This window comes from Aeromicrobium chenweiae, from assembly GCF_003065605.1.
GTDB classification, from domain to species: domain Bacteria; phylum Actinomycetota; class Actinomycetes; order Propionibacteriales; family Nocardioidaceae; genus Aeromicrobium; species Aeromicrobium chenweiae.
The window spans coordinates 2,801,020-2,824,808 of the sequence record NZ_CP026952.1 but is presented as its reverse complement, the minus strand read 5'-3'; the positions used below and the strand labels follow the sequence as shown (position 1 = coordinate 2,824,808).

Genomic DNA, 23,789 nt, shown 5'->3' with positions numbered 1-23,789 from the left:
GCACATGAACAACCGCTAATCGCGGGCATAGTGACTAACGGTCAGTACGCGGGCTCTGCCGATGCGGGGTCATCGTGCGGGTCCGGTCCGACGAAGGTGACGGCCAGGCCGATGGTGACGACGGCGGCGGCGAACAGGAAGAGCGCCAGCAGGCCGTGGTGGTACCCGATGGCGACCCAGGCCGTCCCCGCGGCGGAGCCAGAGAACCGCAACATGCTGAACGCGCCGAGGGCAGCACCTCGGCCTCCGGCCGGGGAGCGCGTCGCCCCGGCCGCGGCGGGCGTCTGGACGAGCGCCATCCCGGCACCCAGCACCAGCAGCACCGCCGAGATCAGCCAGGTCGCCCAGGTGCCGTCGGCCTCCTCGCCCACCACACCGGCGAGTGCTCCACCGACCACCAGGGTCAGCAGGCCGATCCGCAGGATCAGCCGCGGGCTCCATCGAGCGGCGGCCCGCCCGACCCACGGGGCGAGCAGGACCATCACGACCGGCAGCTGGAAGAACAGCAGACCCGCGTGCCACGACGACATGTGGAGGGGGCCCGTGAGATGGAGCGGCACCGCCACCAGAGCGGTGCCCAGCATGAACATCTGCACGAATGCCGCGAGCGAGCTCCTCAGGAATCGGGTCTCGAACAACAGGTGCGGGGGCAGCATCGCGTGGGGGTTCCTGGCGGAGACGGCCACGAACAGCAGCAGCAGCACCAGCCCGATCGCGGCGAGCCCGCCGATCAGCGCCAGCCGCGCGCCCGGCAGGCTGACCGAGGTGACGGCGACGAGGAGCAGCGTCATCCCGCTGGAGAGCAGGAGGGCCCCGGGAAGGTCGAACCGCTCCCGGTGCCCCGGCGCCGAGGGGACTGATCGGGCGACCGCCACGAAGGCGACCAGGGAGAGCACGCACATCAGCACGAAGATCGACCGCCAGCCGGCCGCGTCGGCGATCAGTCCACCGATCGGCGGACCGAGCGCCTGACCGGCCCCGTTCGCGGCGGCCCAGGCGCCCATCACCCGCAGGCGCTGCCCGGGGAAGAACGTCACCAACATGCCCATCACCATGGGCGGGATGGCCGAGCAGGCGAGCCCCTGGACCGCCCGCGCGGCGATCAGCAGCTCGAGACCGGGTGCGAGGGAAGCCAGCGCCTGGCCGACCACCATGAGCAGCAGGGCGGCGAGGAGGACGCGACGTCTGCCCAGGCGATCACCCACCCAGCCGGCCACGGGAATCGCCACGGCCAGCACGATGATGAAGGCGCTGACCGCGAGGACCGTCGAGGCGACGGGGCGGTCCAGGTCCTCCGCGATGGTGTTCAAGGGGACGCTGATGATGTTGTTCGCCATGGTGCCCAGCACGGTCGCACCCAGCAATGAGTACCTCGTTGCCGCGCCGGGGGATGGCGATCGGAAGCCTGGCACAGCAGACCTCCTACAGGTCAAGGGCGAGACGCTCGCCGGGAGGCCGATGTCAGAAGCCCCGGACCGCGCCTCCGTCGACCCGCACGACACAGCCTGTCACGAACGACGCGCGGCTGGAGCAGAGGAATGCTACGACATCGGCGAGCTCGCTGGGCGCGCCGACCCGGCCGAGGGGGATGCCGCTCACGTGGTCGCGGCGGATCTCCTCGACCGGGAGTCCTTCGGTCTCCGCGCGGTGCGCCTCGAAGCGCGCCAGCGCTTGGGTCTCGAACTGGCCGGTGCCGACGACGGTCACGAGCACGTCTGGCGCGAGCTCGATCGCGAGAGAGCGGGCTGCGGCGGTGACGCCGCTGCGCATGACGGAGGACAATGCCAGGTCGGGTGTCGCCTCGAGGACGGATCGCGCCGTCAGGAACACCAGCCGCCCTCGTCCCGACGTGGCGAGGTGCGGAGCCGCTGCGCGAGCGATCTCCAGGGTCGGCCGAAGCATCGAGTGATACGCGGCCAGGGTGTCCTCGTCGGTGGTCCCGACCAGCCCGCCGGGTGTGCCGCCCCCGGTGTTCACCACGCAGATGTCGAGACCGCCCAGCTTCGCAACGGCCTCGGCCACCACCCGCTGACCGGCCCCCGGCACCGAGAGGTCAACCGCGACGGAGGCCGTCGCTCCCATGGCCGCCGCAGCGGCGTCGGCCCGGGAGGAGTCCCGGCCCGACACCGCCACGGAGGCGCCCTCGGCCACGAGCGCCGCGGCCACTGCGTGCCCCAGGCCGGACGTCGAGCCCAGCACCAGTGCCCTCGCATCGTGCATACCCAGGTCCATGCCGATCATCCCTTTCCTTCGGGCCGTTCAGACCGGCCAGGCCATGAGGTGCTGTCGAGTCAGAAGATGATGACCGCGACCACCGTGGCAGTGAGCAGTCCGGCGACGACCGGCAGGAAGAGGTTCCTGACCAGCTCCAGCACGGGAACTCGCGCAAACCCGGCGACCGCCAGGAGCGACGACCACGCGATCAGGGTTCCGCCGCCGGTCCAGATGGCGCCCATCTGACCGATCGCTGCCAGCGTCTCGGGGTCCACGCCGCTGGCGGGGCCGAGCGCACCGGATAGCGAGCCGGTCAGCGGAAGGCCGGAGAACCCGGACCCGTCGAGCCCTGTGGCCATGCCGATGAGCAGGAGGCCAAGACCCATGAAGAGCGGCGCCTCGGGGATGAGGTGCTGCACCGAGGACACCAGATCGAAGAGGAAGCCGGGGGCCTTCTCGCCCTCGTCGAGCCCCATGATGCGGCCGGCGAAGTCGGAGTTGCCGATGAAGAAGAAGCCAGCGATCGGGATGACCACGCCCATCGCCTTGAAGGCGAAGACCAGTCCGTCCACCACGTGCGTGGAGCACGTCTCGAGGCAGCCCCTGCCGTCGAGTGTCATGGTCGCCACGAGCAGCAGCACTGCTGCCGTGCCGCCGACGAGGCCGGCTGCGTCGCCGCCGCTCGTCTCCGGCACGTAGTCCGTGAACTTGCCGAGGATCATGTAAGCGACCACAGCGATGAACACCAGCGGGACCAGGACCGCGAAGAACTGGGCGCGCTTGACGGGGGCGCCGGCGGCCTCACCGAGGTCCTGGCTTCGCGACGAGCCTCCGCCGCCCGAGGCCGGGACGTCGGCTGAGCCGTCGTCGCCGCCACCGGCGGTGACGACCGCGCGCTCCTCCACGTACACCTCCTCGCCGCTCACGACGGTCTGCTCCCACTCCGTGAGCAGCGCGACGTCGGGCTTCTTGATCTGCGAGCGGATCCGCAGGAACACGATGGCGATCGCCACCAGACCGGTGACCAGCGAGAGGACCAGGGCGCGGTCGGCCACGGTCCCGGTGTCGACCCCGGCGCCAGCTGCGGACAGTCCGGGCGCGACCTGGATGACGTAGTCGCTGGAGAGCGCCATGCCCTGCCCCGCGATCGCGATCGCCATCGCGCCTGCCATGGCGGGAAGACCGGCACGGATCGCTGCGGGGAGCAGGATGGCACCGATCAGCGGCACCGCCGGAGTCGGCCAGAAGAACAGGCTGATGAAGTAGGTGACGGTGAAGATCACGAAGAAGGCGACCGTCCCCGTCCGCATCGTCTTCTGGAACGGCATCACCATCCGCTTGTCGGCACCCATCGCCCGAAGCGAACCAAGGAGCGCCGTGATGAGGGCGATGATCAAGAAGATGCTGAACAGCTCAGACGCCGCGGTGAGGCTGGCGTTGAACACGGAGGACAAGCCGCTGGCGAGGTTCCCGGTGTATGCCCACGCCGTCAAGAAGGTCGCGGCCACGGCCGGGACGACCACGTTCTGCCTGCACACCATGACGGCGATGATGACCGTCATGCCGATGAGGTAAATCCAATGCGCCGATGTGAGTTCCAACGGAGGACCTCTCTTTGAGCGGGGCCCCACGGTCGGGTGCCTCGGTAATGGTGACCCAGTCTGGGTCCGAGGGCGCACCCGGTCAATGAACTCTGTGCACAACCCAGCGCATCGAAACTGTGCGATGTGCAGCACGATTTAACTCAGCCTTCATCTCGCTTCTCAACCAGGTCAGACCCCGTAATACTGGGGTGAATCGAGGGGCGACCGGCTGTCGCCGCCGGTCCGGCGGCGAGGCGAACGTGGGGCGATACGCCGCGCCGCTGCTGGAGGCCGTCGGGCTGCTCAAGACTGCCGGCGGGAAGACCGTGGTGGCCCACCCGTGGTCGCGTGGCAGTGACAAGGTGCTGACTGGCGACGCGTTCGAGGCGCTCGCTGAGGCGGGTCTCGACGGCATCGAGGTCGACCACAACGACCTCGACCTCGTGATCACCGGGTCGAGCCCCTCCGCGCCACGAGCGGACTCCAGGCGTTGAGGGGCTCGACCCGGCGTACGACCCGGCCAGGACGGCGCTGCTAGCGGCCCTTCCTCGTGCAGGGGTCCCCGACGCGGACGGTCTCACCGCGGTCGACGACGACCTCCCGGGTGGAGAGCACGCGACCGTTGCGGTTGCTGCAGGTGAGGTTCCACGCCTCCTTGAGCCCGGAGTAGGTGCCGGGGGTGGGGGACGCGTAGTCGACCCGCCCGGTCCAGTCCGAGGTGGCGCCACCGCCGTAGTTGATCAACCGGACCGTGTAGGTGCCCGGCGCCGGATCGATCAGCACCGCCTGCTCGGGGTCGGCCAGCGTGGCCGCGCTCGCGACCGGCCGGCCCCGGGAGTCGAAGATCTCGACGTCCCAGTCCACCTGGGCGTCAGGCCAGTCGATCACGACCGTGGCGGTCCCGTTGTCGTAGGACGGCTGCCCGGCCACGGTGAAGGTCGCGGTCTCGTACGTGCCCTCTGCCGGGGTGCCCGCCGGGTTGACGAGTGCCTGGCTCGGCTGCGGGGGACCCTGCGGGTCACGGCCGTAACGTCCCACCACCAGAGGCCGGGTGGACGGGTTCACCGCCCAGCGGAACTGTCCGCCCTTCGTCTCGTAGCTCGAGGCGAGGTTGTCTCGGTAGTAGCGTGGTGCGCCGGTCGATCCGTCGGTCTGGATCACCGGCGAGGTGGCCGTGATGAACGACTTGCTCACGGTCAGCTTCCGGTTCGGACGGGTGCTGCCGACGATGGTGGAGTGCAGTCCGGCGTTCACCGTGGCCTCGGCCATCACGTAGTAGGCCTCGCGGTTGCCGCCGTAGCCCGCGCCTGCGGACGGTGCCAGGCCGAGGTACTCGTTGACCACGCCCTGCTGGAACGGTGGATGGAACTCATCGGGTCCGATCTCGAAGGTGAAACCGAGCCCGCCGGTGTTCCAGTAGCTCCAGTCCTCGGTGGAGCCGGAGGTGTCGTAGAGCTGGAACGAGGCCCAGTTGGCGTAGCCGTTGGCGTCGGTCATGTCCTCGCCGAGTGCGCGGTAGGCCGGCTCGTCGGGGGAGAGGCCGGTCGAGCGGATCGACGGCGGTCGCAGCACCAGGTTGCCGTAGGTGTGGTTGGTGATCAGGTTGGTGACCTGGCGCTCGGAGACCAGGCGACGGATGTTGTCGACCTCCGGCTCGGACCCGGGCCCGTCGCCGCGGAAGGTGTCGGAGGACCACAGCGCGCTCGCGCCGGCGCCACCCCAGAAACCGGGGTAGTTGCGGTTGAGGTCGGTGCCGCGCAGCCGCCCGGCGGGGTTGTCGGCACAGGTGCCACCGCGACGGTCCGCCGGCGTCTGCACCGAGATCGAGCAGTTCTTGCGCTTCATCTCGTAGTCGAACGCGCTGAAGTCGCCCAGGGGTGCGGCAGTTCGGGAGACGACGAAGCCGTCGACGTTGACGACCGGCACGACGATGGTCCGCGAGCGCTGGACGATGCGACGGGTGCGCGCGTCGGTGCGGTAGTTCTCGACCAGGTCATAGGCGAACTCCATCGCGTGCTCCGCGGAGGGCCACTCCCGCGCGTGGTGGGCACCGAGCATCAAGAAGGCCGGCTTGCCGTCGTTGACCTGACGGGCGTTGGTGGTGATCTCGATGCCGCGGACCGGGCGGCCCTCGATCGAGCGGTTGCGCAGGGTCAGCGGCTTCACCAGGTTGGGGTAGCGCTGGGCCAGCCGGCTCATCTCGCGGTTGTAGTCATCGAGGTTGCGGTAGGCGGTGCGGCCGCTCGGGAGCGGCGACTGCGCGGTCGCCGCGTCGTAGCGCCGGTCCTTGGCCTGGTTGGCCTCCATCCGTGCCTGCAGGTCGGGGATCGTCACCTTCCAGTCGAAGCCGGCACCGCGGAGCCGGGCGGCGTCCTTGCTGCCGTGCAGCACGACCTCGACACCGGTGGCGTCGCCGTGCTCGGTCATGTCCAGCCCGAGCTTGCTGACCTTGGTCCGTGCCGCCGGAGTGGGTGCCTCGACGTGGACGACCTGGACCTTGCCGGTCTGGTCGCGGCTGGAACCGACGAGCGGTTCGTCCGGCGCGGCGCTCGCCTGGGTGGTCGCGAGCGCTGTCGCGACCAGGGTCAGGGCACCGAGCCCGGCGACGGCGGCAAGACGTCCCCGACGCGGGGGTCGTGCGGCGCGGGTGGGACGGACGTGGTCGTTGGACATGGCTGCCTCCCGAGGAGAGTGCCACGAGAGGCCGAGTACCTGCCGAGGACTCTCCTCGCAACCTAGGACTGCTGTCCTGGAATGGCAAGGGGTACCGCGGCAGACACGGACCCTGCACCGACCTCGAGATCCACCACGCCGTTGGGCGGGTTGTTCAGCTCGTGGGGCCGAACTGCTCGACGCGGACCGTGTCGCTGCGGACGCCCGCCTCGCCGAGGATGCGTCCGACGAAGCTGACGAAGCCGACCGACCCGCACACGTAGGCGCGTTCGATGCCGTCGGCCAGCGGCACGATCTCGTCGGGGTAGATGTGTGCCGCGACGCGTTCGGTGCCGTTCGTCTGCACGTGGTTCTCCCGGGTGAGGGCGATGAACGCGCCGTACTCCTCGAGCTCGTCGATGTACGGCAGCCGGGCGCGGGTCTGGGCCGACGCGGCGATGCGGAGCAGGGGCTCGGTGCCGGTGCGGCGGGCGAACCTCAGCATCGACACGAACGGCACGATGCCGGAGCCGCCGGCCACGCACAGCGACGGCGTGGTGCCGCCCCACACGAACCAGCGCCCGATCGGGCCGCGGACCTCCAGCTCGTCACCCACCTCGACCACGTCGTGCAGGAACGAGGACACCTCACCGCGGGGGAGGCACTCGACCATGAGCTCGACGAGCGGGTCCTCGGGGTCGGACGCGATCGAGTAGGACCGCTGGGCCGTGTAGCCATCGGGTGCCCGCAGGCGGACCACGTAGTGCTGCCCGGGCACGTGCGGCGTCCGGTTCGCCACGTCGAGGCGCAGCTTCACGTACGTGTCGCCGAAGCGCTCGACCTCCCGCACGACGGCCGTCGTCCACGAGCTCGCGACAGGGGAGGGCTCAACCTCCGTCATGCGTCGCCCTGGTAGCGCTGCTCGAGCCACGGGTCGCCACGGTCGTGGTAGCCGTTGCGCTCCCAGAAGCCCTGCTCGTCGTGGTCACGCAGCTCGATCCGGGTGATCCACTTCGCGGACTTCCAGAAGTACAGGTGCGGCACGAGGAGGCGCACCGGGCCGCCGTGCTCGGGCGTCAGCGGCTTGCCGTCGAAGTCCCACACGATCCACGCCTTGCCGTCCGTGATGTCCGCGAGCGGCAGGTTGGTCGTGTAGCCCGTCGTGGAGGTCGCGAACACGTGCGTGGCCTCCGGCCTGACCCCCGTGACCTCCAGCAGCGAGTCGAGGCTGACGCCGGAGAACGTCGTGTCGAACTTCGACCACGTCGTGACGCAGTGGATGTCGCCGAAGTACGAGTCGCTCGGCAGCGCATGGATGCCGCGCCAGTCCCAGGTCGTCGGCTGGTCGACCAGGCCGTCGATCGTCATCGTCCACTCGTCGACGTCGATCTGCGGGGTGAGCTCTGCGGTCAGGACCGGCCAGCCGGCGCCGGTGTCGTACTGCCCCGGCGGCAGGCGGTCATTGCCCCCGCGGCGGGGGCGTCCGGTGAATCCACGGGTGATGGCCATCAGCTGTGCTCCTTCAGGAACGGCAGCCACAGGTCGACCAGGGCTGCAGGGTTCTCGACGGCAGGGGAGTGCGCCGAGTCGGGGACGACGTGGACCTCGGTCCGGAGTCGTCGGGCCATGTCGGCCTGGACGTCGTGCGGCCAGGCGTCGTCGTCGGCCCCGCGGCCCACCCAGACGGGCAGGCCGGTGGCCACGACCTGCTCGACGACGTCGGGGGCGTCGATGAGCAGCTGGGTCATGGCGCGGAGCGACCGCGGGTCGTTGGAGGTGAACCGCTTGGCCAGGAACGAGGTGATCTGGGCGGGACGCTTGACGCCCTGCTCGCGGATCTCGTGCAGCCTCAGCAGCGGCACCTGCCCGATCGCCGCGACGAGCTTCCTCAGCGGGCGTCGAGCGTCCTCGCCGAGGGCGCCGGGACCCGTGCAGAGCAGGCTCAGGCTGCGGAGGTCCGCCATCCCGAGGAGAGCGGCCTGCTGGGCGACGAGGCCACCGAACGAGTGGCCCAGCACGTGGCTGCCGTCCGGGCTCGCCGACCGGCTGAGGTGCAGGGCGTTCGCGGCGTAGCGCTCGAGGGAGTAGTCCGCGGCCGGGGCGCTCTCGTACTGGCCGGCCTGGTCGTACGCCATCACGTCGTAGCCGGCGTCCGCCAGCAGCGGCAGCAACGGGGTGAAGTCCTCCTTGCTGCCGGTCCAGCCGGGGACGAGGAGCACGTGCCCACGGCGTGGGCCCGTGGCGGAGGCGGTCAGCGTCGCGACGTCGCCGTCGAGGCCTGCGACCACGGCGCTGCGCACGCCGGCAGGCAGCTCCAGCGTGCGGGGGACGCTCATCGGCCGCGCCGGGCGATGCGGGTGACCAGGGTCTTGGGCATGTACTGCGCGAGGCCCGCGAGGACCTTGTAGCGGAACGTCGGGATCGACACCGACTTGTCCCGGTCGAGGTCGCGCAACGAGGCCGCGACGACCGTGTCGGCCTTCAGCCACATCCACCGGGGGACGCTGGACACGTCCATCTGGCCGCGGGGATGGAACTCGGTGCGGACGAAGCCGGGACACAGTGCCTGCACGGTGATGTTGACGTCGTCGTAGTGGATGTCGGCCCACCTCGACAGGTTGAGCAGCCACGCCTTGTGGGCGGAGTAGACGCCTCGCGGGGTGAATGCCGCGACGCTGCTGACGTTGATGATCTTGCCGCCGCCCCGGCCGGCCATCGTCTTGATCGCGGCGTCCATGAGATGCATGGGGGCCCGCACCAGCAGGTCGAGCTGGTAGTCCTCGTCGGCGATGTCCGTCGTGCCGAACCAGCCGGCGAGCGAGGCTCCCGCGTTGTTGACGAGGAGGTCGACCGGGCGGGTCGTGTCGGTCAGCGCGTTGGAGGCCGCCTGCATCCCTTCGGACGTCGCGAGATCGGCCGTGACGACGTCGACCTCGACGCCGTGCTTGCTGCGCAGCTCGGCCGCGATCGCCTCGAGCTTGTCCGTCGTCCGGGCCACGATCACGAGGTCGTTCCCTCGCCTCGCCAGCTCCTTGGCGAAGGCGTTGCCGATCCCTGATGTTGCCCCGGTGACCAGCGCACGACGTGTCATGGACCAAGCATGCCAAACGTCTCGTCGCGCGTGCAGGTCCAGGCCGGTCCCATCGGTGACACAATGACGGCGTGACGACGATCGCAGTGGCGAACCAGAAGGGTGGCGTCGCGAAGACGACCACCGTCGTGTCCCTCGGTGCCGCGCTCGCCGAGCTCAAGCAGCGCGTCCTGCTCGTCGACGTCGACCCCCAGGGCAGCCTCACGTTCTCGCTGGGGATCGACCCGGAGGACCTCGACGTGACCGTCGCGGAGGTCCTGCTCGGCACCAAGCAGGCCGACGACGCGATCGTGATCACCGACGACGGGATGCACCTGCTGCCGGCGAACATCACGCTGACCCAGGCCGAGGAGAGCCTGCTGGGCCGCACCGGACGGGAGCAGCGCCTCCGGGTCGCGCTCGACAAGGTCGCCGACGACTACGACTGGATCGTCATCGACTGCCCGCCGACCCTCGGCGTCCTCACGGTCGGGGCCCTCTCGGCGGCCCACCAGGTGCTGATCCCGCTGCAGGCCGAGACGCTGTCGCACCGCGGCGTCGGGCAGCTGCTCGACACGATCCACGACGTGCGGCAGTTCATCAACCCGAGCCTGCACATCCTCGGCGTGCTGCCCACGATGTACGACGGGCGCACCAAGCACGCCCAGAACGTCCTGGCCGCGATCGAGGAGACGTACGGCCTGCCGGTCGTGCTCCCCGCGATCCCCAAGACGATCAAGTTCGCCGAAGCACCCGCCATCGGCCGGTCCGTGCTGTCGACCGCACGCAACCACAAGGGCGCCCAGGCGTACCGCGACGTGGCCGCAGGCCTGCTGTCGTCCGGCCCGACAAAGGCCACGACCGGCACCTGACCTGCGGGCGGGGGACCGCCGCCTCGCTAGGATGGGCACGTGTCCAAGCATCGTGCTCCTCGACTCGCGGCCCGTCGCGGTCGCGCCGGCGCACTCGCTCTCGCCCTCGGCGTCACGATCGCCGTGGGCGGTGCGGCCGTCGGCGTGCTGCCGCAGGTGTCCGCCGGCCAGGCGTCCGCGCAGCAGGCCCCTCGGTCGACGCCGACCCCCTCGGCGATCGAGACCGCTGCGCTCGACGTCTTCACGACGGCCGGGTCCACGTCGACGAAGGCCCGGACCGGCGCATCGCACGAGGCCGTGCAGGCCGGCGGCCGGACGGCGACGGCCAGCGCCACGGCCGATCCCGCCCCGCCGGCGGGGTCCGGCCAGGGTCGCCGCATCGTGTTCGACCAGGGCGACCAGCGGGTCTGGCTGATCAAGGGCGACGGAGAGGTCGAGCGGACGTACCGCGTCTCGGGCAGCAAGTTCGAGAACCTCAAGCCCGGCTCGTACGAGGTGCAGTCCAAGACCCGTCACGCCACGGCGTACGACGCCAGCGGCACGATGGAGTACTTCGTCCGCTTCGCGACCGGCTTCAGCGAGCCGATCGGATTCCACTCGGTGCCCCGCGACAACAGCGGGAAGCTCGAGCAGACCAAGGCCCAGCTGGGGCAGCGTCTGTCGGCCGGCTGCGTCCGGCAGTGGCAGCCCGACGCGATCGCGTTGTGGGACTTCGCCCCCGTCGGCACCAAGGTCGTCGTCACCCGCTGACCCCGGGACGCCGAAACGGCCCGTCCCTGAGGGACGGACCGTGTCGGTGCTGCTGGTGCTACTCGGACTTGGCGACCGGGTCGCCGCCACGCGAACGCGTACGGCTGCGGTTGCGCTTGCGCGGGGTGCGGGTCGCGCCCTCGCCGGACGACGAGGACTCGGTCTGCTTCTCGCCGCCGCCGGAGCCACGGTCGGGGCGCCCGCCGCGGTCGCCACCACGGCCACCGCCGCCGCTGCGGCCACGGCCGCCACGGTCGTCGTCCTTCTTGGGCTCGCGCGGTGCCGCGGGCTTGAGGCGGCCCTTGACGTTGCGGTCGATGCCGAGGTCGTGGAACAGGTGGTCCGACGTGGAGTAGGTCTCCTCCGGCTCGTCGAACGGCAGGCCCAGCGCCTTGTTGATGAGCTTCCATCGCGTGATGTCGGCCCAGTCGACGAACGTCACGGCGATGCCCGACGCGCCGGCGCGGCCGGTGCGACCGATCCGGTGGACGTACGTCTTGTCGTCCTCGGGGCAGTTGTAGTTGATGACGTGCGTGATGCCGGCGACGTCGATGCCGCGGGCGGCGACGTCGGTCGCGACGAGGATGTCGATCTTGCCCTCGCGGAAGCGGGTCAGCGCCTTCTCGCGGGCCGGCTGCGCCATGTCGCCGTGCAGGGGCGAGGCGGGGAAGCCGCGGTCGATGAGCTCGTCGGCCACGCGCTGCGCCGTGCGCTTGGTACGCGTGAAGATGATGACGCGGCCCACGTCGTCGGCCTGCAGGATGCGACCCACGATCTCGGGCTTGTCCATGTCGTGCGCCTGCCAGACGAACTGCGCCGTGGCCGGCACCATCTGGCTGTCGTCGTCACCGGACTCGGCGCGGATGTTCATCGGGTGGCGCATGTGCTTGCGCGCCAGGCCGACGATCGCGCCGGGCATGGTCGCCGAGAACAGCATCGTCTGCCGCGTCTCGGGCGTCTTGGCCAGGAGCGACTCGACGTCGGGCAGGAAGCCCAGGTCGAGCATCTCGTCGGCCTCGTCGAGCACGAGCGACTTCACGTGGGACAGATCGAGCGCGCCACGGTTGGCGAGGTCGAGCAGACGTCCCGGCGTGCCGACGACGATGTCGACGCCGGACTCCAGCGCGTCGAGCTGCGACTCGTAGGGAACGCCGCCGTAGATCGTGAGGTTGCGGGTGCCGCGACGCTTCGACGCGACCGCGATGTCGCTGGCGACCTGGATCGCGAGCTCACGGGTGGGTGCGACGATGAGCGCCTGGGGCTTGCCGGCGACGACCTGGTCGTAGTCGGGGTCGTGCGGGGCGACGGTGCGCTGGATGACGGGGATGCCGAACGCCAGCGTCTTGCCCGTTCCGGTGCGCGCCTGGCCGATGAGGTCGGTGCCCATGAGGGCGACGCCGAGCGTCATCTCCTGGATGGGAAAGGCTTCGATGATGCCGACGTCAACGAGTGCGTCGGCGATCTCGGGCATGACGCCCAGATCTTTGAACGTAGTCAGGGTCTTCTCGAATTCTTCAGATTCGTGGGATTTCCACTCCCAGTCTAACGTCTGGCGGAGGCATCCCACGCGCTACGCTGCACAGTCATGGCCACCAGCGACGTTCAGCCCCCCTCGACGATGGATGATCCGGTCTACCGGACGGGCGTCCTCGAGCTGTTGGGACTGCTCGCGTACGGCGAGATCAGCGCGTGCGAGCGGCTGGCGGAGGACGCCAAGATGGCCCCCGACCTCAAGCACAAGGTCGAGATCGCGGCCATGGCGACCGCCGAGTTCCACCACTTCGAGAAGCTGCGCGACCGCCTCGTCGAGCTGGGGGAGGACCCGTTCGCGGTGATGCAGCCGTTCGCCCCCACGTTCGAGCGCTTCCACGGCCAGACCACGCCGTCGGACTGGCTCGAGGGGCTCGTGAAGGCGTACGTCGGCGACGGCCTGGCCGCGGACTTCTACCGCGAGATCGCGGCCTACCTCGACCCCGACACCCGCACGCTCGTGCTCGACACGCTGAGCGGCACCGGGCACTCCGAGTTCGTGGTCGACGCGATCCGCCAGGCGATCGACGAGGACCACCGGGTGGGCGGACGGCTCGCGCTGTGGGGCCGCCGGCTGATGGGTGAGGCGCTCAGCCAGGCCCAGATGGTCGTCGCGGAGCGCGACGCGCTGAGCACCGTGCTCGTGGGCGGGGTCGACCACCCGGGCATGGACCTCGCTGCGATCGGGCGCATGTTCACCCGTCTCACCGAGGCCCACGCCGCTCGCATGGACAAGCTGGGGCTCGCCCCGTAGGGCGAGCGACCTGCTACTTCGAGGCTGCGGTGGCGGCCTCGCTGGCCGCCAGCCCGAAGCCGACCTTGCGGCCGACGTCGGAGGTGAAGTCGAGGTAGGCGATCTTCTCGGCCGGGACCGCGACGGTGCGGCCCTTGGTGTCGGTCAGGGTGAACACCGTCCCGTCCTTGATGGCCTGGTCGAGCAGGGCCAGCACGGCGGCCGGCTCCTCCTCGGTCGACACGGACAGCTCACGGGGCGCGTACTGCACGCCGATCTTGACCTCCACGGTCACTCATCTCCTTGCATGTTGTCGTCTTCGTTGCGGGGGAATCCGCCGATGCCACGCCAGGCCAGGGCCGCGACGAGCTGGACGGCCTCGTCGCGAGTCAGGCTGGAGTCCTGGGAGAGCCAGTTGCGAGCCCCGACGTGGCCCATGCCCACGAGGCTCACGGCCAGCAGGTGCGAGGCCGCGTCGGGCAGTCCGGTGTCGTCACGGATGACCTCGGCGACCAGCGCCGCCGACTCCTCGACGACCCGGTCGACCTGCTCGCGCACGGACGGGTCGCTCGTGAGGTCGGACTCGAACACGAGGCGGAACGCGGCACCGCGGTCGCCGACGTAGTCGTACCAGAGCTCCATCGTGGCCTGGACGCGGCGGCGGTTGTCCTGGGTGGACGCGAGGGCCGTGCGCACGCCGTCGATGACGGTGTCGCAGGACGTCTCGAGGAGAGCGAGGTACAGATCGAGCTTGCCGGGGAAGTGCTGGTAGAGCACCGGCTTGGACACCCCTGCGCGTTCGGCGATCTCATCCATGGACGCCGAGTGGTAGCCCTGCTCGACGAAGACCTCGAGCGCGACCTCGAGCAGCTGGGCCCGGCGCGCGGTGCGCGGGAGACGGCTCGTGCGCGCACGCGTCGGGATGGCTTCAGTCACGTCATCAGCGTACTGGCCCCGCCCACGATCCGGACGGGAGGCGGGGCGCGTGGCAGCACCGGGAACAATGGGGGTCAGTGCCGGCGTTGTGCCGGACGGCAGAGCTTGATCGCACGCACCAGAGGAGAAACCGTGGTCGCCCCACTCGTGGAACCCGCCGAAGAACTGACGATCGACGAGGTGCGTCGCTACAGCCGCCACCTCATCATCCCGGACGTCGGCATGACCGGACAGAAGCGCCTCAAGAACGCCAAGGTGCTCGTGATCGGTGCCGGCGGTCTCGGCAGCCCCGCGCTGCTGTACCTGGCCGCAGCCGGTGTGGGCACCCTCGGCATCATCGACGACGACGTCGTGGACGAGTCGAACCTGCAGCGCCAGATCATCCACGGGCAGTCCGACATCGACAAGCCGAAGGCCGAGTCGGCCGCGGCGTCGGTCGCCGAGACCAACCCGTACGTGAAGACGATCGTGCACAACGAGCGCCTCGACAACGACAACGTCCTGGAGATCTTCAGCCAGTACGACCTGATCGTCGACGGCACCGACAACTTCGCGACCCGCTACCTCGTCAACGACGCGGCCGTGATCCTCGGCAAGCCGTACGTCTGGGGCTCGATCTACCGCTTCGAGGGCCAGGTGTCGGTCTTCTGGGCCCAGGAGGGACCGCAGTACCGCGACCTCTACCCCGAGCCGCCGCCGCCGGGCATGGTCCCGTCGTGCGCCGAGGGTGGCGTGCTGGGCGTCCTGTGCGCCTCGATCGGCTCGATCATGGTGACCGAGGCGATCAAGCTGATCACCGGCATCGGTGACCCGCTCATCGGCCGTCTCATGGTCTACGACGCGCTGGAGATGCGCTACCAGACGCTGAACATCCGCCGCGACCCGAACGGCGTGCTGCCGACCGAGCTCATGAGCGACTACGAGGCGTTCTGCGGTGCGATCAGCGAGGAGGCCGCCGACGCGGCTGCCGACTCGACGATCTCGGTGTCGACGCTGGACCACTGGCTCAAGGAGCGCGGTGACGGCGGACGTGACTTCGTCCTGGTCGACGTCCGCGAGCCGAACGAGTACGAGATCAACAAGATCCCCGGCTCGGTCCTCATCCCCAAGGGTGAGTTCCTCAACGGCAAGGCGCTCGAGCAGCTGCCCGACGACAAGCAGATCGTGCTGCACTGCAAGTCGGGCGTGCGCTCGGCCGAGGCGCTGGCCGTGCTCAAGGGTGCGGGCTACAAGGACGCCGTCCACGTGGGCGGCGGCGTGGTGGCCTGGGTCAACCAGATCGACCCGAGCCAGCCGACGTACTGACGCCCCACCGCGGCCCCCTTACGCTGGCCCTGACGTTTTGACCGACACGCCGACGGCGTGTTCGCAGAAACGTCAGGGCCAGCGGTGTGCTGGGGGAGGTGGGGATGAGTCCGGACTTCGGTGAGCGGGTGCTGGACCTGGTCGAGCGGATCCCGCCCGGCCGGGTCCTGTCGTACGGCCGCATCGCCGAGATCCTGCAGGACGGCGGACCGCGCCAGGTGGGCCGGGTGATGGCCCTCGAGGGCCGGGCGGTGCCGTGGTGGCGGGTCGTCCGCGTCGACGGCAGCCTGCCGGCGTCCCATGCCATCGACGCCCAGGTGCACTATCGCGACGAGGGCACGCCGATGCGCGCGAACGGCTCCGCGGTCGACATGCGTGAGGCGCTCTGGCGGTTCGACGGCTGACTGTCGGTGCCGTCTGGTGAGATGGGGGCATGACGATCGAGTACGAGCTGGGCGCACCGGGGACCGCGCCCACAGCTCCTCGTCTCGACGTCGAGCAGCGCCGTGTCGTCGAGCACCCCGGGGGGCCACTGCTGGTGCTCGCGGGGCCGGGCGCCGGCAAGACCTCGACGCTCGTCGAGGTCGTCGCCGACCGGGTCGACCGAGGCTACGCGCCCGAGGAGATCCTCGTCCTGACGTTTAGCCGCAAGGCCGCGGACGAGCTGAAGTCCCGCATCGCGCGCCGGCTCGCCCGCACCACCGCCACGACGCCCGCCATGACGTTCCACTCGTTCTGCTACGCCCTGGTGCGCCAGCTGCAGACCGAGAGCGAGTTCTCCCGGCCCCTGCAGCTGCTCAGCGCCCCCGAGCAGGACGCGATCATCCAGCGCCTGCTGGGCGAGGGGGACGCCGAGCAGTGGCCCGTCCTGATGCGTCCGGCGCTGCGCACCCGCGGACTCGCCGACGAGATGCAGACGCTGCTGTCCACCGCCCGCTCGCGCAACATGGACGCGCTCGACCTGCTGCGCCTGGGCGAGGCATCGGGGCGCGAGGAGTGGACGGCCGCCGCCCGCTTCTTCGACGAGTACACCGGCGTCGCCGCGCTGCAGAACACGATCGACTACTCCGACCTGGTGTTCCAGGCCGTGCAGCTGCTGCGCGACCCCGCGCACCGCGACCGCCTCCGGTCGACCTACAAGCTCGTCGTGGTCGACGAGTACCAGGACACCGACCCCCTGCAGGTGGAGCTGCTGCAGGCGCTGGCCGGTGACGGCCGCGACCTCGTCGTGGTCGGCGACCCGTACCAGTCGATCTACGGCTTCCGCGGCGCAGACGTCCGCGGCATCCTGGACTTCCGGCACCAGTTCCCGCAGGCCGACGGTTCGCCGGCCGACCTGGTGGTCATCACCAGCACGAGTCGCTACGGCGAGAAGATCTCCGCCGCGGTCGCGTCGATCGTGTCCAACCGGGGCGTCCTCGGCCCGGTCGACGGTCGTGACTTCGACGGGCTGAGGCACCTCGCACCCCGCCGGCACCTCGAGGGCGACGTCCACGTCGAGACCTTCGTGACGCCCACGACCGAGGCCGAGCACGTCGCCCTGATCCTGCGCGAGCAGCGGCTGTCCCGGGAGGTCCCGTGGGACCAGATGGCCGTCCTGGTGCGGTCCGCGGCCGACATCGCGCGCTTCCAGCGGTCCCTCAGCGCGGCCGGCGTCCCCGTCGTCGTGGCCGGGGACGAGCTGCCGCTGCGCTCGGAGCCGGCCGTCCGCACGCTCCTGGTCGCGTTGCGGGCCGCCGACGACCTCGCGCACGACCGCCCCCTCGACCCGGCCGCCGCGGACGCGCTGCTGTCCGGCCCGCTCTGCGGCCTCGACGCCCCTGCTCTGCGCCGCATCGGCCGTGCACTGCGCGAGGCCGACCGGTCCGAGTCCCGGGGCCCGCGCGCGTCGCGGCTGCTGCTGGCCGAGGCGCTCTCGCACCCCGCCGTGCTGCTGACCCTCGCCGCGCCCGGCTCGCAGCTGGCCCACTCGGCCGCGAGGGCGTCCCGGCTGGCCACGCTGCTGCGCCGCGCCGCCGACCAGATCGTGGCCGGGGAGTCGGCCGAGCGGGTGCTGTGGACGGTCTGGTCGGGCACGCCGTGGCGCGACCGGCTGCGGTCCGAGGCTCTGGGCAACGGGGAGGGATCGGCCCGCGCCGACCACGACCTCGACGTGCTCGTCGCCTTGTTCGCGCAGGCGGCACGCTCGGAGGAGCAGCACACCCGGCGGTCGCTGGCCGAGTTCGTCACCGAGCTGGACGCCCAGGACATCCCCGCCGACACGCTGGCGCAGGGCGCGATCGCCCCCGACGCGGTGCAGCTGATGACGGCCCACCGGTCCAAGGGCCTCGAGTGGCGCACCGTGGTGGTGGCCGGCGTGCAGGACGGCGCCTGGCCCGACCTGCGCCACCGGGGCAGCTTCCTGCGGGCCGAGCGGCTGGGCCCCCACGGCGAGGTCGCACCGCCCACCGCCCGCGAGGCGCTGCGCGAGGAGCGGCGCCTGTTCTACGTCGCGTGCACGCGTGCCCGCGAGCACCTCGTCGTCACGGCGGTCGAGAGCGGCCGCGAGGACGGCGACCAGCCGTCGATGTTCGTGAGCGAGCTGTGGGACCACCTGCACCGCGACCCCTCCGGGGCCGTCCCCGAGCGCCAGCCGAAGCGACGTCCCGACCGGCCGTTGTCGCTGCGCGGGTCGATCGCCGCGCTGCGACGTCTCGGCGAGACCACCGAGAGCGACGTCGTGCGTGACCGCGTGGCCCGGCTGCTGGCGATGCTGGCCGAACGTCCCGGCTCGGCCACCCGCCCCGCGCAGCCGGAGCGCTGGTGGGGCATGAGCGCGATCACCCGGTCCGAGACGCCGATGCGGGCTCCCGACGCGACGATCCGGCTGTCCGGCAGCTCGGTCAGCTCGATCGTCGAGTGCCCCCTCAAGTGGTTCTACGACCACGAGGTCAAGGCGTCGACGGGCACCACGACCGCGCAGGGATTCGGCTCGGTCGTCCACGCGGTCGCCGCCGAGGTGGCCGAGAACCGGCTGCCCGCCGACGCCGACGCGCTCGGGGCGTACGTCGACAAGGTGTGGGATCAGCTCGCGTTCGCCGCCGACTGGATCGGCGGCCGGGAGCGGACCGAGGCCCGCGACGCGCTCGTCCGTTTCGTGCAGTGGCACCTCAAGCACGGGCGTCGGACGCTCGCAGCCGAGCACGAGTTCCGCGTCTCCACGACGGTCGAGGGGCGCTCGGTCGAGCTGGCCGGGTCGATGGACCGGGTCGAGCAGGACGACGACGGCGTCCACGTCGTCGACCTCAAGACGAGCAAGTCCGTGGCCGAGAAGAAGGACCTCGCCGAGCACCCCCAGCTCGGCTTCTACCAGCTCGCGGTCGACCTGGGGGCCACGTCCGACCTCGCCCCCGGTGCCCCCGCCGCGGGCGCCGAGCTCGTGCAGCTGCGCAACCCCGAGAAGAAGGTGCCCGACTACCCGGTCGTCCAGCCGCAGGACGCACCCGCGCCCGACGTGCCGTTCTTCGCCGTCGAGCAGCTGGCCCGATCGGTCCACGTCATCGCGGAGGAGCAGTTCGTGGCCACGCCGAGCGAGAAGTCCTGCCGCTACTGCGAGTTCCAGCGGGCCTGCCCCGCCCAGCCCGAGGGCGCGTCGATCCTGGGAGGTGGCGAGAAGTGAGCCTGCTGAACACGATCGACGACCTCGACCGGCTGTTCCAGGGCATGTTCCCGGCGGCACCGGGACGTGAGCCGTTCCGGTTCTCGGCGCCGCAGGTCGCGGCGATCACCGCGCCGGTGGACAGCCCCAGCGTCATCATCGCCGGGGCTGGCTCGGGCAAGACGACCGTCATGGCGGCCCGCGTCGTGTGGCTCGTCGGGCACCACGGGGTCGCCCCCGAGCGCATCCTCGGCCTGACCTTCACCAACAAGGCGGCCTCCGAGCTGGGCGTGCGAGTCCGCCGTTCGCTCGCGGGTCTGGACCTCGACGCCGACGGCGACCCCACCACGTCGACCTACCACGCGTTCGCCGGCACCCTCATCGCCGAGCACGGGCTGCGCCTGGGCATCGAGCCCGATCTGCGGATCCTGTCCGACGCGTCCAGGTTCCAGCGGGTGGCGCAGGCGATCGAGCGCTACGACGGCGAGCTCGTGGAGGTCAGCACCAACGTCCCGCGGCTGGTCGGCGACGTGATGGCGCTGGACGGCCAGCTGTCCGAGCACCTCGTCCCGACCGACCGCCTGCGGGCGTTCGACGCCGATCTCATCGAGACCCTGCAGGCCGCCGACAAGACGTACGCCGTGCACGAGGCCGGCATCGCCGCGGCCCGCAAGCGCATCGAGCTGAGCCTGCTCGTCGACCGCTACCGGGCGGCCAAGGCCGCAGCGGGCGTCATGGACTTCTCCGACCAGATGGCCTGGGGCGCCGAGCTGTCGGCCGTCCCCGAGGTCGCGGAGTCGCTGCGTGAGCGCTTCGACGTCGTGCTGCTCGACGAGTACCAGGACACCTCGGTCGCGCAGCGCGACCTGCTGAAGAACCTGTTCTCGGGGGTCGACGCGGAGCACGGTCGCGGCCACAGCGTGATGGCGGTCGGCGACCCGGCCCAGGGCATCTACGGCTGGCGCGGTGCCGCGGCCGGCAACCTCACCGAGTTCCTCGACCACTTCCCCCGTTCCGACGGCGGGCGCGGCTCGTTGTTCTCCCTGGTCGAGACCCGCCGGTGCGGCAAGACGATCATCGGGGCGGCCAACGAGCTCGCCGCCGAGTTCTACGCGACGTCCGAGGACGTCCTGCCGCTCCAGGCGCACCCGGACAACGCCGACGGTGCCGTGACGGTCGCGCTGCACCCGACGGTGGCCGACGAGGTGGAGTCGGTCGTGGACGGCGTGCGTTCCGCGATCGCGTCCGGGCACCCGCCGTCGGAGATCGCGATCCTCGTGCGCGTCGGCGCCGAGAACGGCGAGATCGTCGCGGGCCTGCGCGAGGCCGGCATCCCGTTCGAGGTCGTCGGGTTGACCGGCCTGCTGTCCCAGCCCGAGGTGCAGGACCTCGTCTCGGTGCTCGAGGTCGTCGAGGACGTCACCGCCAACCCCGCGATGCTGCGCCTGCTGACCGGGCCACGCTGGCACATCGGTCCGCGTGACCTGGCGCTGCTGGGGCGTCGTGCCGCTGCGCTGAGCGGCCGGGTGTTCGGCCGCGAGGGCGACCTGTCCCTCGACGACCAGCTGGCCAAGGCAGTCGAGGGCACCGATCCCACCGAGATCGTGTCCCTCGCCGACGCGGTCGAGGACCCGGGAGACCTGCCCTACTCGCCCGAGGCGCGGGTCCGTTTCCAGTCGCTGTCGGGCATGCTGGCCAACCTGCGGTCGCACGTCGGGGAGCCGCTGTACGACTTCGCGCGTCGTGCGATGCACGCGCTGGACCTCGACGTCGAGCTCGAGGCCAGCGGCACCCCGTCTGGCCTGGACAACGTCGCGCTGCTGCTCGACGCGATTGCCGCCTACGCCTCCGACGACGCGTTCGCGTCGCTCGCCGGGCTGCTGGCGTACCTCGAGGCCGAGGAGCGGTTCAACGACGGCATGGAGGTGTCCACCCCGTCCGAGGCGGAGTCGGTCAAGCTGCTGACCGCGCACAAGGCCAAGGGCCTGGAGTGGCGGGTGGTGTTCGTGCCGTTCATGGCCAAGGGCGTGTTCCCGCACTCGCGCGGCCGGTCCCGGTGGGTGGGCAGCGCCACCACGCTGCCCGTCGCCCTGCGCGGCGACGCCGACCAGCTCCCCGACATCGAGGAGTGGACGTACGCGGGCGACAAGGAGTACCGCGCCCTCAACGCGGCGGACGCCCTGCAGGAGGAGCGCCGGCTCGGCTACGTCGCGTACACCCGCGCCAAGCTCGAGCTGCACGTGTCCGGGCACTGGTGGGGGCGCACCGCGACCCGTCCGCGCGGCCCCTCGCCGTTCCTCGACAACACCCGCGAGTGGCTGCAGGCTCGCGGCGTCAAGCCCACCGTGCGGACCCCGGCCCCCGAGGCCGAGGACCGCAACCCGCTCGCGGAGCAGCGGCTCACGGTGGCCTGGCCGGCATCGCCCGCCGACCTCACCGCCCGGCACCGGCTGGCCGCTCTGGTCGATGCCCACATCGACGACCCGTCCTCGCCGGCGCTGCCGGAGTTCGGCACCCCCGAGGAGCAGGCCGAGCTGGCCATCGTCCAGCAGATCGAGGAGGAGCTCGCACTGCTGGTCGCCGAGGCCGACCGTGCGGCCGACCCGGTCCGCACCATCTCGCTGCCGCCGACCCTCTCGGCGACCACGGCGCTGCGGCTGGCGGACCAGCAGGGCGAGCTGCTCGCCGAGCTCGCCCGGCCCATGCCGCGCGAGCCCATCGCGGGTGCGCGGTTCGGTACCCGGTTCCACGCCTGGATCGAGGCGCAGTTCGGGCAGCAGACCCTGCTCGACCCGTCGGACCTCCCCGGCCGCGGCGATGCCCACATCGAGAACGACGCCGAGCTCGACGAGATGATCGAGAAGTTCCTCGCCGGTCCCTACGGCGGCAGCTCGCCGCACCGCATCGAGGCGCCGTTCTCGCTGGTGCTCGGCGGTCAGCAGGTCATCGGCCGCATCGACGCGGTCTACAAGACGCAGAAGGGCTACGACGTCGTCGACTGGAAGACCAACAAGCAGGCGACGTCCGATCCGCTCCAGCTCGCGATCTACCGCCTCGCGTGGGCCGAGCTCATGGGCATCGACCCGGCCCTGGTCGACGGGGTGTTCTACTACGTCCGGCTGGGCGAGGTGCACCGGCACGACGACCTGCCCGACCGCGCCGAGCTCGAACGACGGCTCGGGCTAGCCTGACGAGGTGGACTTCGCCTTCGATCACGCCCATCACGACCGCGCCGCGCACCTCCGCAAGGACGACGCCTGGCGGCAGGGTTCGGGAGGTGGGTCGGACATCAGGGTCCTCGTTGTCGGCGGCGAGCACGTCGCGACGCTCGGCGGCGCCGGGCTGCGCTGGATCTCGCTCGACGAGGCGCCGGAGGGGGAGTGGCTCTTCCTCGGCATCAAGGACGGCGTCCGGCACGCCGCGGTGATGGTGGACCGGGTGCCCGCGGAGCTCGAGCCCGTGAGCCTGCGCGCGATCGGCCCCAGCATCGCCCCCGCCGATGCGTCGATGGCCGTGCACGCGGTCGGGATCGCCCGCTGGCACCAGACGCACCGCTTCTGCGCCCGCTGCGGCGCAGCCAGCGAGGTCGCTCAGGCCGGGCACGTCCGCGTCTGCCCGGTGTGCGGCGCCCACCACTTCCCGCGCACCGACCCCGCGGTCATCATGCTCATCACCGACGACCAGGACCGTGCCCTGCTGGGTCGCCAGGCGGCCTGGCCCGAGGGACGCTTCTCGACCCTGGCGGGGTTCGTCGAGCCGGGGGAGACCCTCGGCGACGCGGTGCGCCGCGAGGTCATGGAGGAGGTCGGCATCGAGGTCGGCGACGTGACCTACGCCGCCAGTCAGCCGTGGCCGTTCCCGTCCAGCCTCATGCTGGGGTTCTTCGGCAGGGCGCTGAGCCACGACATCACGGTCGACCAGGACGAGATCGCCGAGGCCCGCTGGTTCTCCCGCGAGGAGGTCACCGAGCTGACCGCGTCGTCCGAGCTGCTGCTGCCACCGAACGTGTCGATCTCGCGCTGGCTCCTCCAGCAGTGGCACGGAGGCACCGTCCACGGCACCTGGTCCTGACCCCCGCGTACGGGACCCGCGCGTCAGCGGACGTAACCCGCGCGTCAGCGGACGGAACCCGCGCGTCAGCGGACGTAACCCGCGCGTCGGCGGACGGGACCCGCGCGTCGGCGGTGGGGTGGCTAGGCCGCGAGCTTCGCCTTGACCTGCGCGACGCTCGGGTTGGTCAGCGCGGTGCCGTCGGCGAAGACGAGGGTGGGGACCGTCTGGTTGCCGTTGTTCGCCTTCTCCACGATGGCAGCGGCCTCCGGCACCTCTTCGATGTCGACCTCGTCGAACGCGATTCCCTCGCGCTTGAGCTGGCTCTTGAGGCGGTGGCAGTAACCGCACCACGGGGTGGAGTAGATCGTGAACGTGCCGGCCATGGAGTGTCTCCTTCGAGGACTAGTCTTGACCATCTGAACACATCGACCGTTCACCCCATTCCACGAGGAGC

21 protein-coding genes are annotated in these 23,789 nt (G+C 70.9%); 9 read left to right on the top strand and 12 right to left on the bottom strand.

The genetic code is table 11. The features are described from left to right. Positions 1–41: 41 nt before the first annotated feature. The 3 genes from C3E78_RS13665 to C3E78_RS13655 form a co-directional block, all read right to left on the bottom strand. A complete protein-coding gene (locus C3E78_RS13665) occupies positions 42–1,349 on the bottom strand; it encodes an MFS transporter (protein WP_168217182.1) in 1,308 nt (435 codons plus the stop codon). A 112-nt stretch (positions 1,350–1,461) separates the two neighbouring features. After that, positions 1,462–2,241 (bottom strand): SDR family oxidoreductase, encoded by a 780-nt coding sequence (locus tag C3E78_RS13660; RefSeq protein WP_108579265.1) that lies wholly within the window; start codon positions 2,239–2,241, stop codon positions 1,462–1,464. A 50-nt stretch (positions 2,242–2,291) separates the two neighbouring features. Then, positions 2,292–3,776 carry a hypothetical protein gene (locus C3E78_RS13655; RefSeq protein ID WP_108579263.1) on the bottom strand — a complete coding sequence of 495 codons (1,485 nt, stop codon included), beginning with the start codon at positions 3,774–3,776 and terminating at the stop codon, positions 2,292–2,294. 281 nt (positions 3,777–4,057) lie between these two features. On the opposite strand from C3E78_RS13655, the gene C3E78_RS13650 reads away from it, so the two are divergent. Beyond that, positions 4,058–4,291 (top strand): PHP domain-containing protein, encoded by a 234-nt coding sequence (locus C3E78_RS13650; RefSeq protein ID WP_108579261.1) that lies wholly within the window; start codon positions 4,058–4,060, stop codon positions 4,289–4,291. 40 nt (positions 4,292–4,331) lie between these two features. Here C3E78_RS13650 and C3E78_RS13645 read toward each other — a convergent pair whose 3' ends face one another. The 5 genes from C3E78_RS13645 to C3E78_RS13625 form a co-directional block, all read right to left on the bottom strand. Continuing rightward, positions 4,332–6,470, bottom strand: coding sequence for a M14 family metallopeptidase (locus tag C3E78_RS13645; protein WP_108579259.1), 2,139 nt, complete (start codon positions 6,468–6,470; stop codon positions 4,332–4,334). Positions 6,471–6,624: 154 nt separating this feature from the next. Continuing rightward, entirely contained in the window at positions 6,625–7,350 is a 726-nt protein-coding gene (locus C3E78_RS13640; RefSeq protein WP_108579257.1) for an FAD-binding oxidoreductase, read from the bottom strand. Further along, positions 7,347–7,958, bottom strand: coding sequence for a sulfite oxidase-like oxidoreductase (locus tag C3E78_RS13635; protein WP_235833629.1), 612 nt, complete (start codon positions 7,956–7,958; stop codon positions 7,347–7,349). Before C3E78_RS13635 ends, C3E78_RS13640 begins: the two co-directional genes overlap by 4 nt. Further along, positions 7,958–8,785 (bottom strand): alpha/beta fold hydrolase, encoded by an 828-nt coding sequence (locus C3E78_RS13630; protein WP_108579255.1) that lies wholly within the window; start codon positions 8,783–8,785, stop codon positions 7,958–7,960. Before C3E78_RS13630 ends, C3E78_RS13635 begins: the two co-directional genes overlap by 1 nt. After that, positions 8,782–9,540, bottom strand: a complete 759-nt coding sequence (locus tag C3E78_RS13625) for an SDR family NAD(P)-dependent oxidoreductase (RefSeq protein WP_108579253.1) — start codon at positions 9,538–9,540, stop codon at positions 8,782–8,784. Before C3E78_RS13625 ends, C3E78_RS13630 begins: the two co-directional genes overlap by 4 nt. Positions 9,541–9,611: 71 nt before the next feature. Here C3E78_RS13625 and C3E78_RS13620 point away from each other — a divergent pair, with 71 nt between their 5' ends. Next, a complete protein-coding gene (locus C3E78_RS13620) occupies positions 9,612–10,391 on the top strand; it encodes a ParA family protein (protein WP_108579252.1) in 780 nt (259 codons plus the stop codon). Positions 10,392–10,430: 39 nt separating this feature from the next. Further along, on the top strand, positions 10,431–11,141 hold the full coding sequence (locus C3E78_RS13615) for a L,D-transpeptidase (protein WP_108579249.1): 711 nt from the start codon (positions 10,431–10,433) through the stop codon (positions 11,139–11,141). Positions 11,142–11,199: 58 nt separating this feature from the next. Here the strand turns inward: C3E78_RS13615 and C3E78_RS13610 are convergent, their stop codons facing one another. After that, on the bottom strand, positions 11,200–12,612 hold the full coding sequence (locus C3E78_RS13610) for a DEAD/DEAH box helicase (RefSeq protein ID WP_108579247.1): 1,413 nt from the start codon (positions 12,610–12,612) through the stop codon (positions 11,200–11,202). Between the two features lie 114 nt (positions 12,613–12,726). On the opposite strand from C3E78_RS13610, the gene C3E78_RS13605 reads away from it, so the two are divergent. Further along, the gene (locus C3E78_RS13605; protein WP_108579245.1) at positions 12,727–13,425 is read left to right on the top strand and encodes a ferritin-like fold-containing protein; all 699 of its coding nucleotides are present in this window, start codon (positions 12,727–12,729) and stop codon (positions 13,423–13,425) included. 13 nt (positions 13,426–13,438) lie between these two features. Here the strand turns inward: C3E78_RS13605 and C3E78_RS13600 are convergent, their stop codons facing one another. Both C3E78_RS13600 and C3E78_RS13595 read right to left on the bottom strand, forming a co-directional pair. Then, complete coding sequence (locus C3E78_RS13600; RefSeq protein WP_328591569.1) at positions 13,439–13,699, bottom strand: DUF3107 domain-containing protein; 261 nt, start codon at positions 13,697–13,699, stop codon at positions 13,439–13,441. Then, a complete protein-coding gene (locus C3E78_RS13595; protein ID WP_199906827.1) occupies positions 13,696–14,340 on the bottom strand; it encodes a TetR/AcrR family transcriptional regulator in 645 nt (214 codons plus the stop codon). The genes C3E78_RS13600 and C3E78_RS13595 overlap by 4 nt, the downstream gene beginning before the upstream one ends. Positions 14,341–14,472: 132 nt before the next feature. Here C3E78_RS13595 and moeZ point away from each other — a divergent pair, with 132 nt between their 5' ends. From moeZ to nudC, 5 genes are all read left to right on the top strand, one after another. Then, complete coding sequence (gene moeZ, locus C3E78_RS13590; RefSeq protein ID WP_108579243.1) at positions 14,473–15,645, top strand: adenylyltransferase/sulfurtransferase MoeZ; 1,173 nt, start codon at positions 14,473–14,475, stop codon at positions 15,643–15,645. A gap of 104 nt (positions 15,646–15,749) precedes the next feature. After that, positions 15,750–16,049, top strand: coding sequence for an MGMT family protein (locus C3E78_RS13585; protein WP_108579241.1), 300 nt, complete (start codon positions 15,750–15,752; stop codon positions 16,047–16,049). A gap of 29 nt (positions 16,050–16,078) precedes the next feature. Continuing rightward, positions 16,079–19,303 (top strand): ATP-dependent helicase, encoded by a 3,225-nt coding sequence (locus C3E78_RS13580; protein ID WP_108579239.1) that lies wholly within the window; start codon positions 16,079–16,081, stop codon positions 19,301–19,303. Positions 19,304–19,347: 44 nt separating this feature from the next. Then, positions 19,348–22,473 carry an ATP-dependent helicase gene (locus C3E78_RS13575; protein ID WP_108580899.1) on the top strand — a complete coding sequence of 1,042 codons (3,126 nt, stop codon included), beginning with the start codon at positions 19,348–19,350 and terminating at the stop codon, positions 22,471–22,473. Positions 22,474–22,477: 4 nt separating this feature from the next. Continuing rightward, positions 22,478–23,353: an NAD(+) diphosphatase gene (nudC, locus tag C3E78_RS13570; RefSeq protein ID WP_108579237.1), complete on the top strand. Its 876-nt coding sequence runs from the start codon at positions 22,478–22,480 to the stop codon at positions 23,351–23,353. A 122-nt stretch (positions 23,354–23,475) separates the two neighbouring features. Here the strand turns inward: nudC and C3E78_RS13565 are convergent, their stop codons facing one another. Further along, the gene (locus C3E78_RS13565) at positions 23,476–23,718 is read right to left on the bottom strand and encodes a mycoredoxin (RefSeq protein WP_108579235.1); all 243 of its coding nucleotides are present in this window, start codon (positions 23,716–23,718) and stop codon (positions 23,476–23,478) included. Positions 23,719–23,789 lie beyond the last annotated feature (71 nt).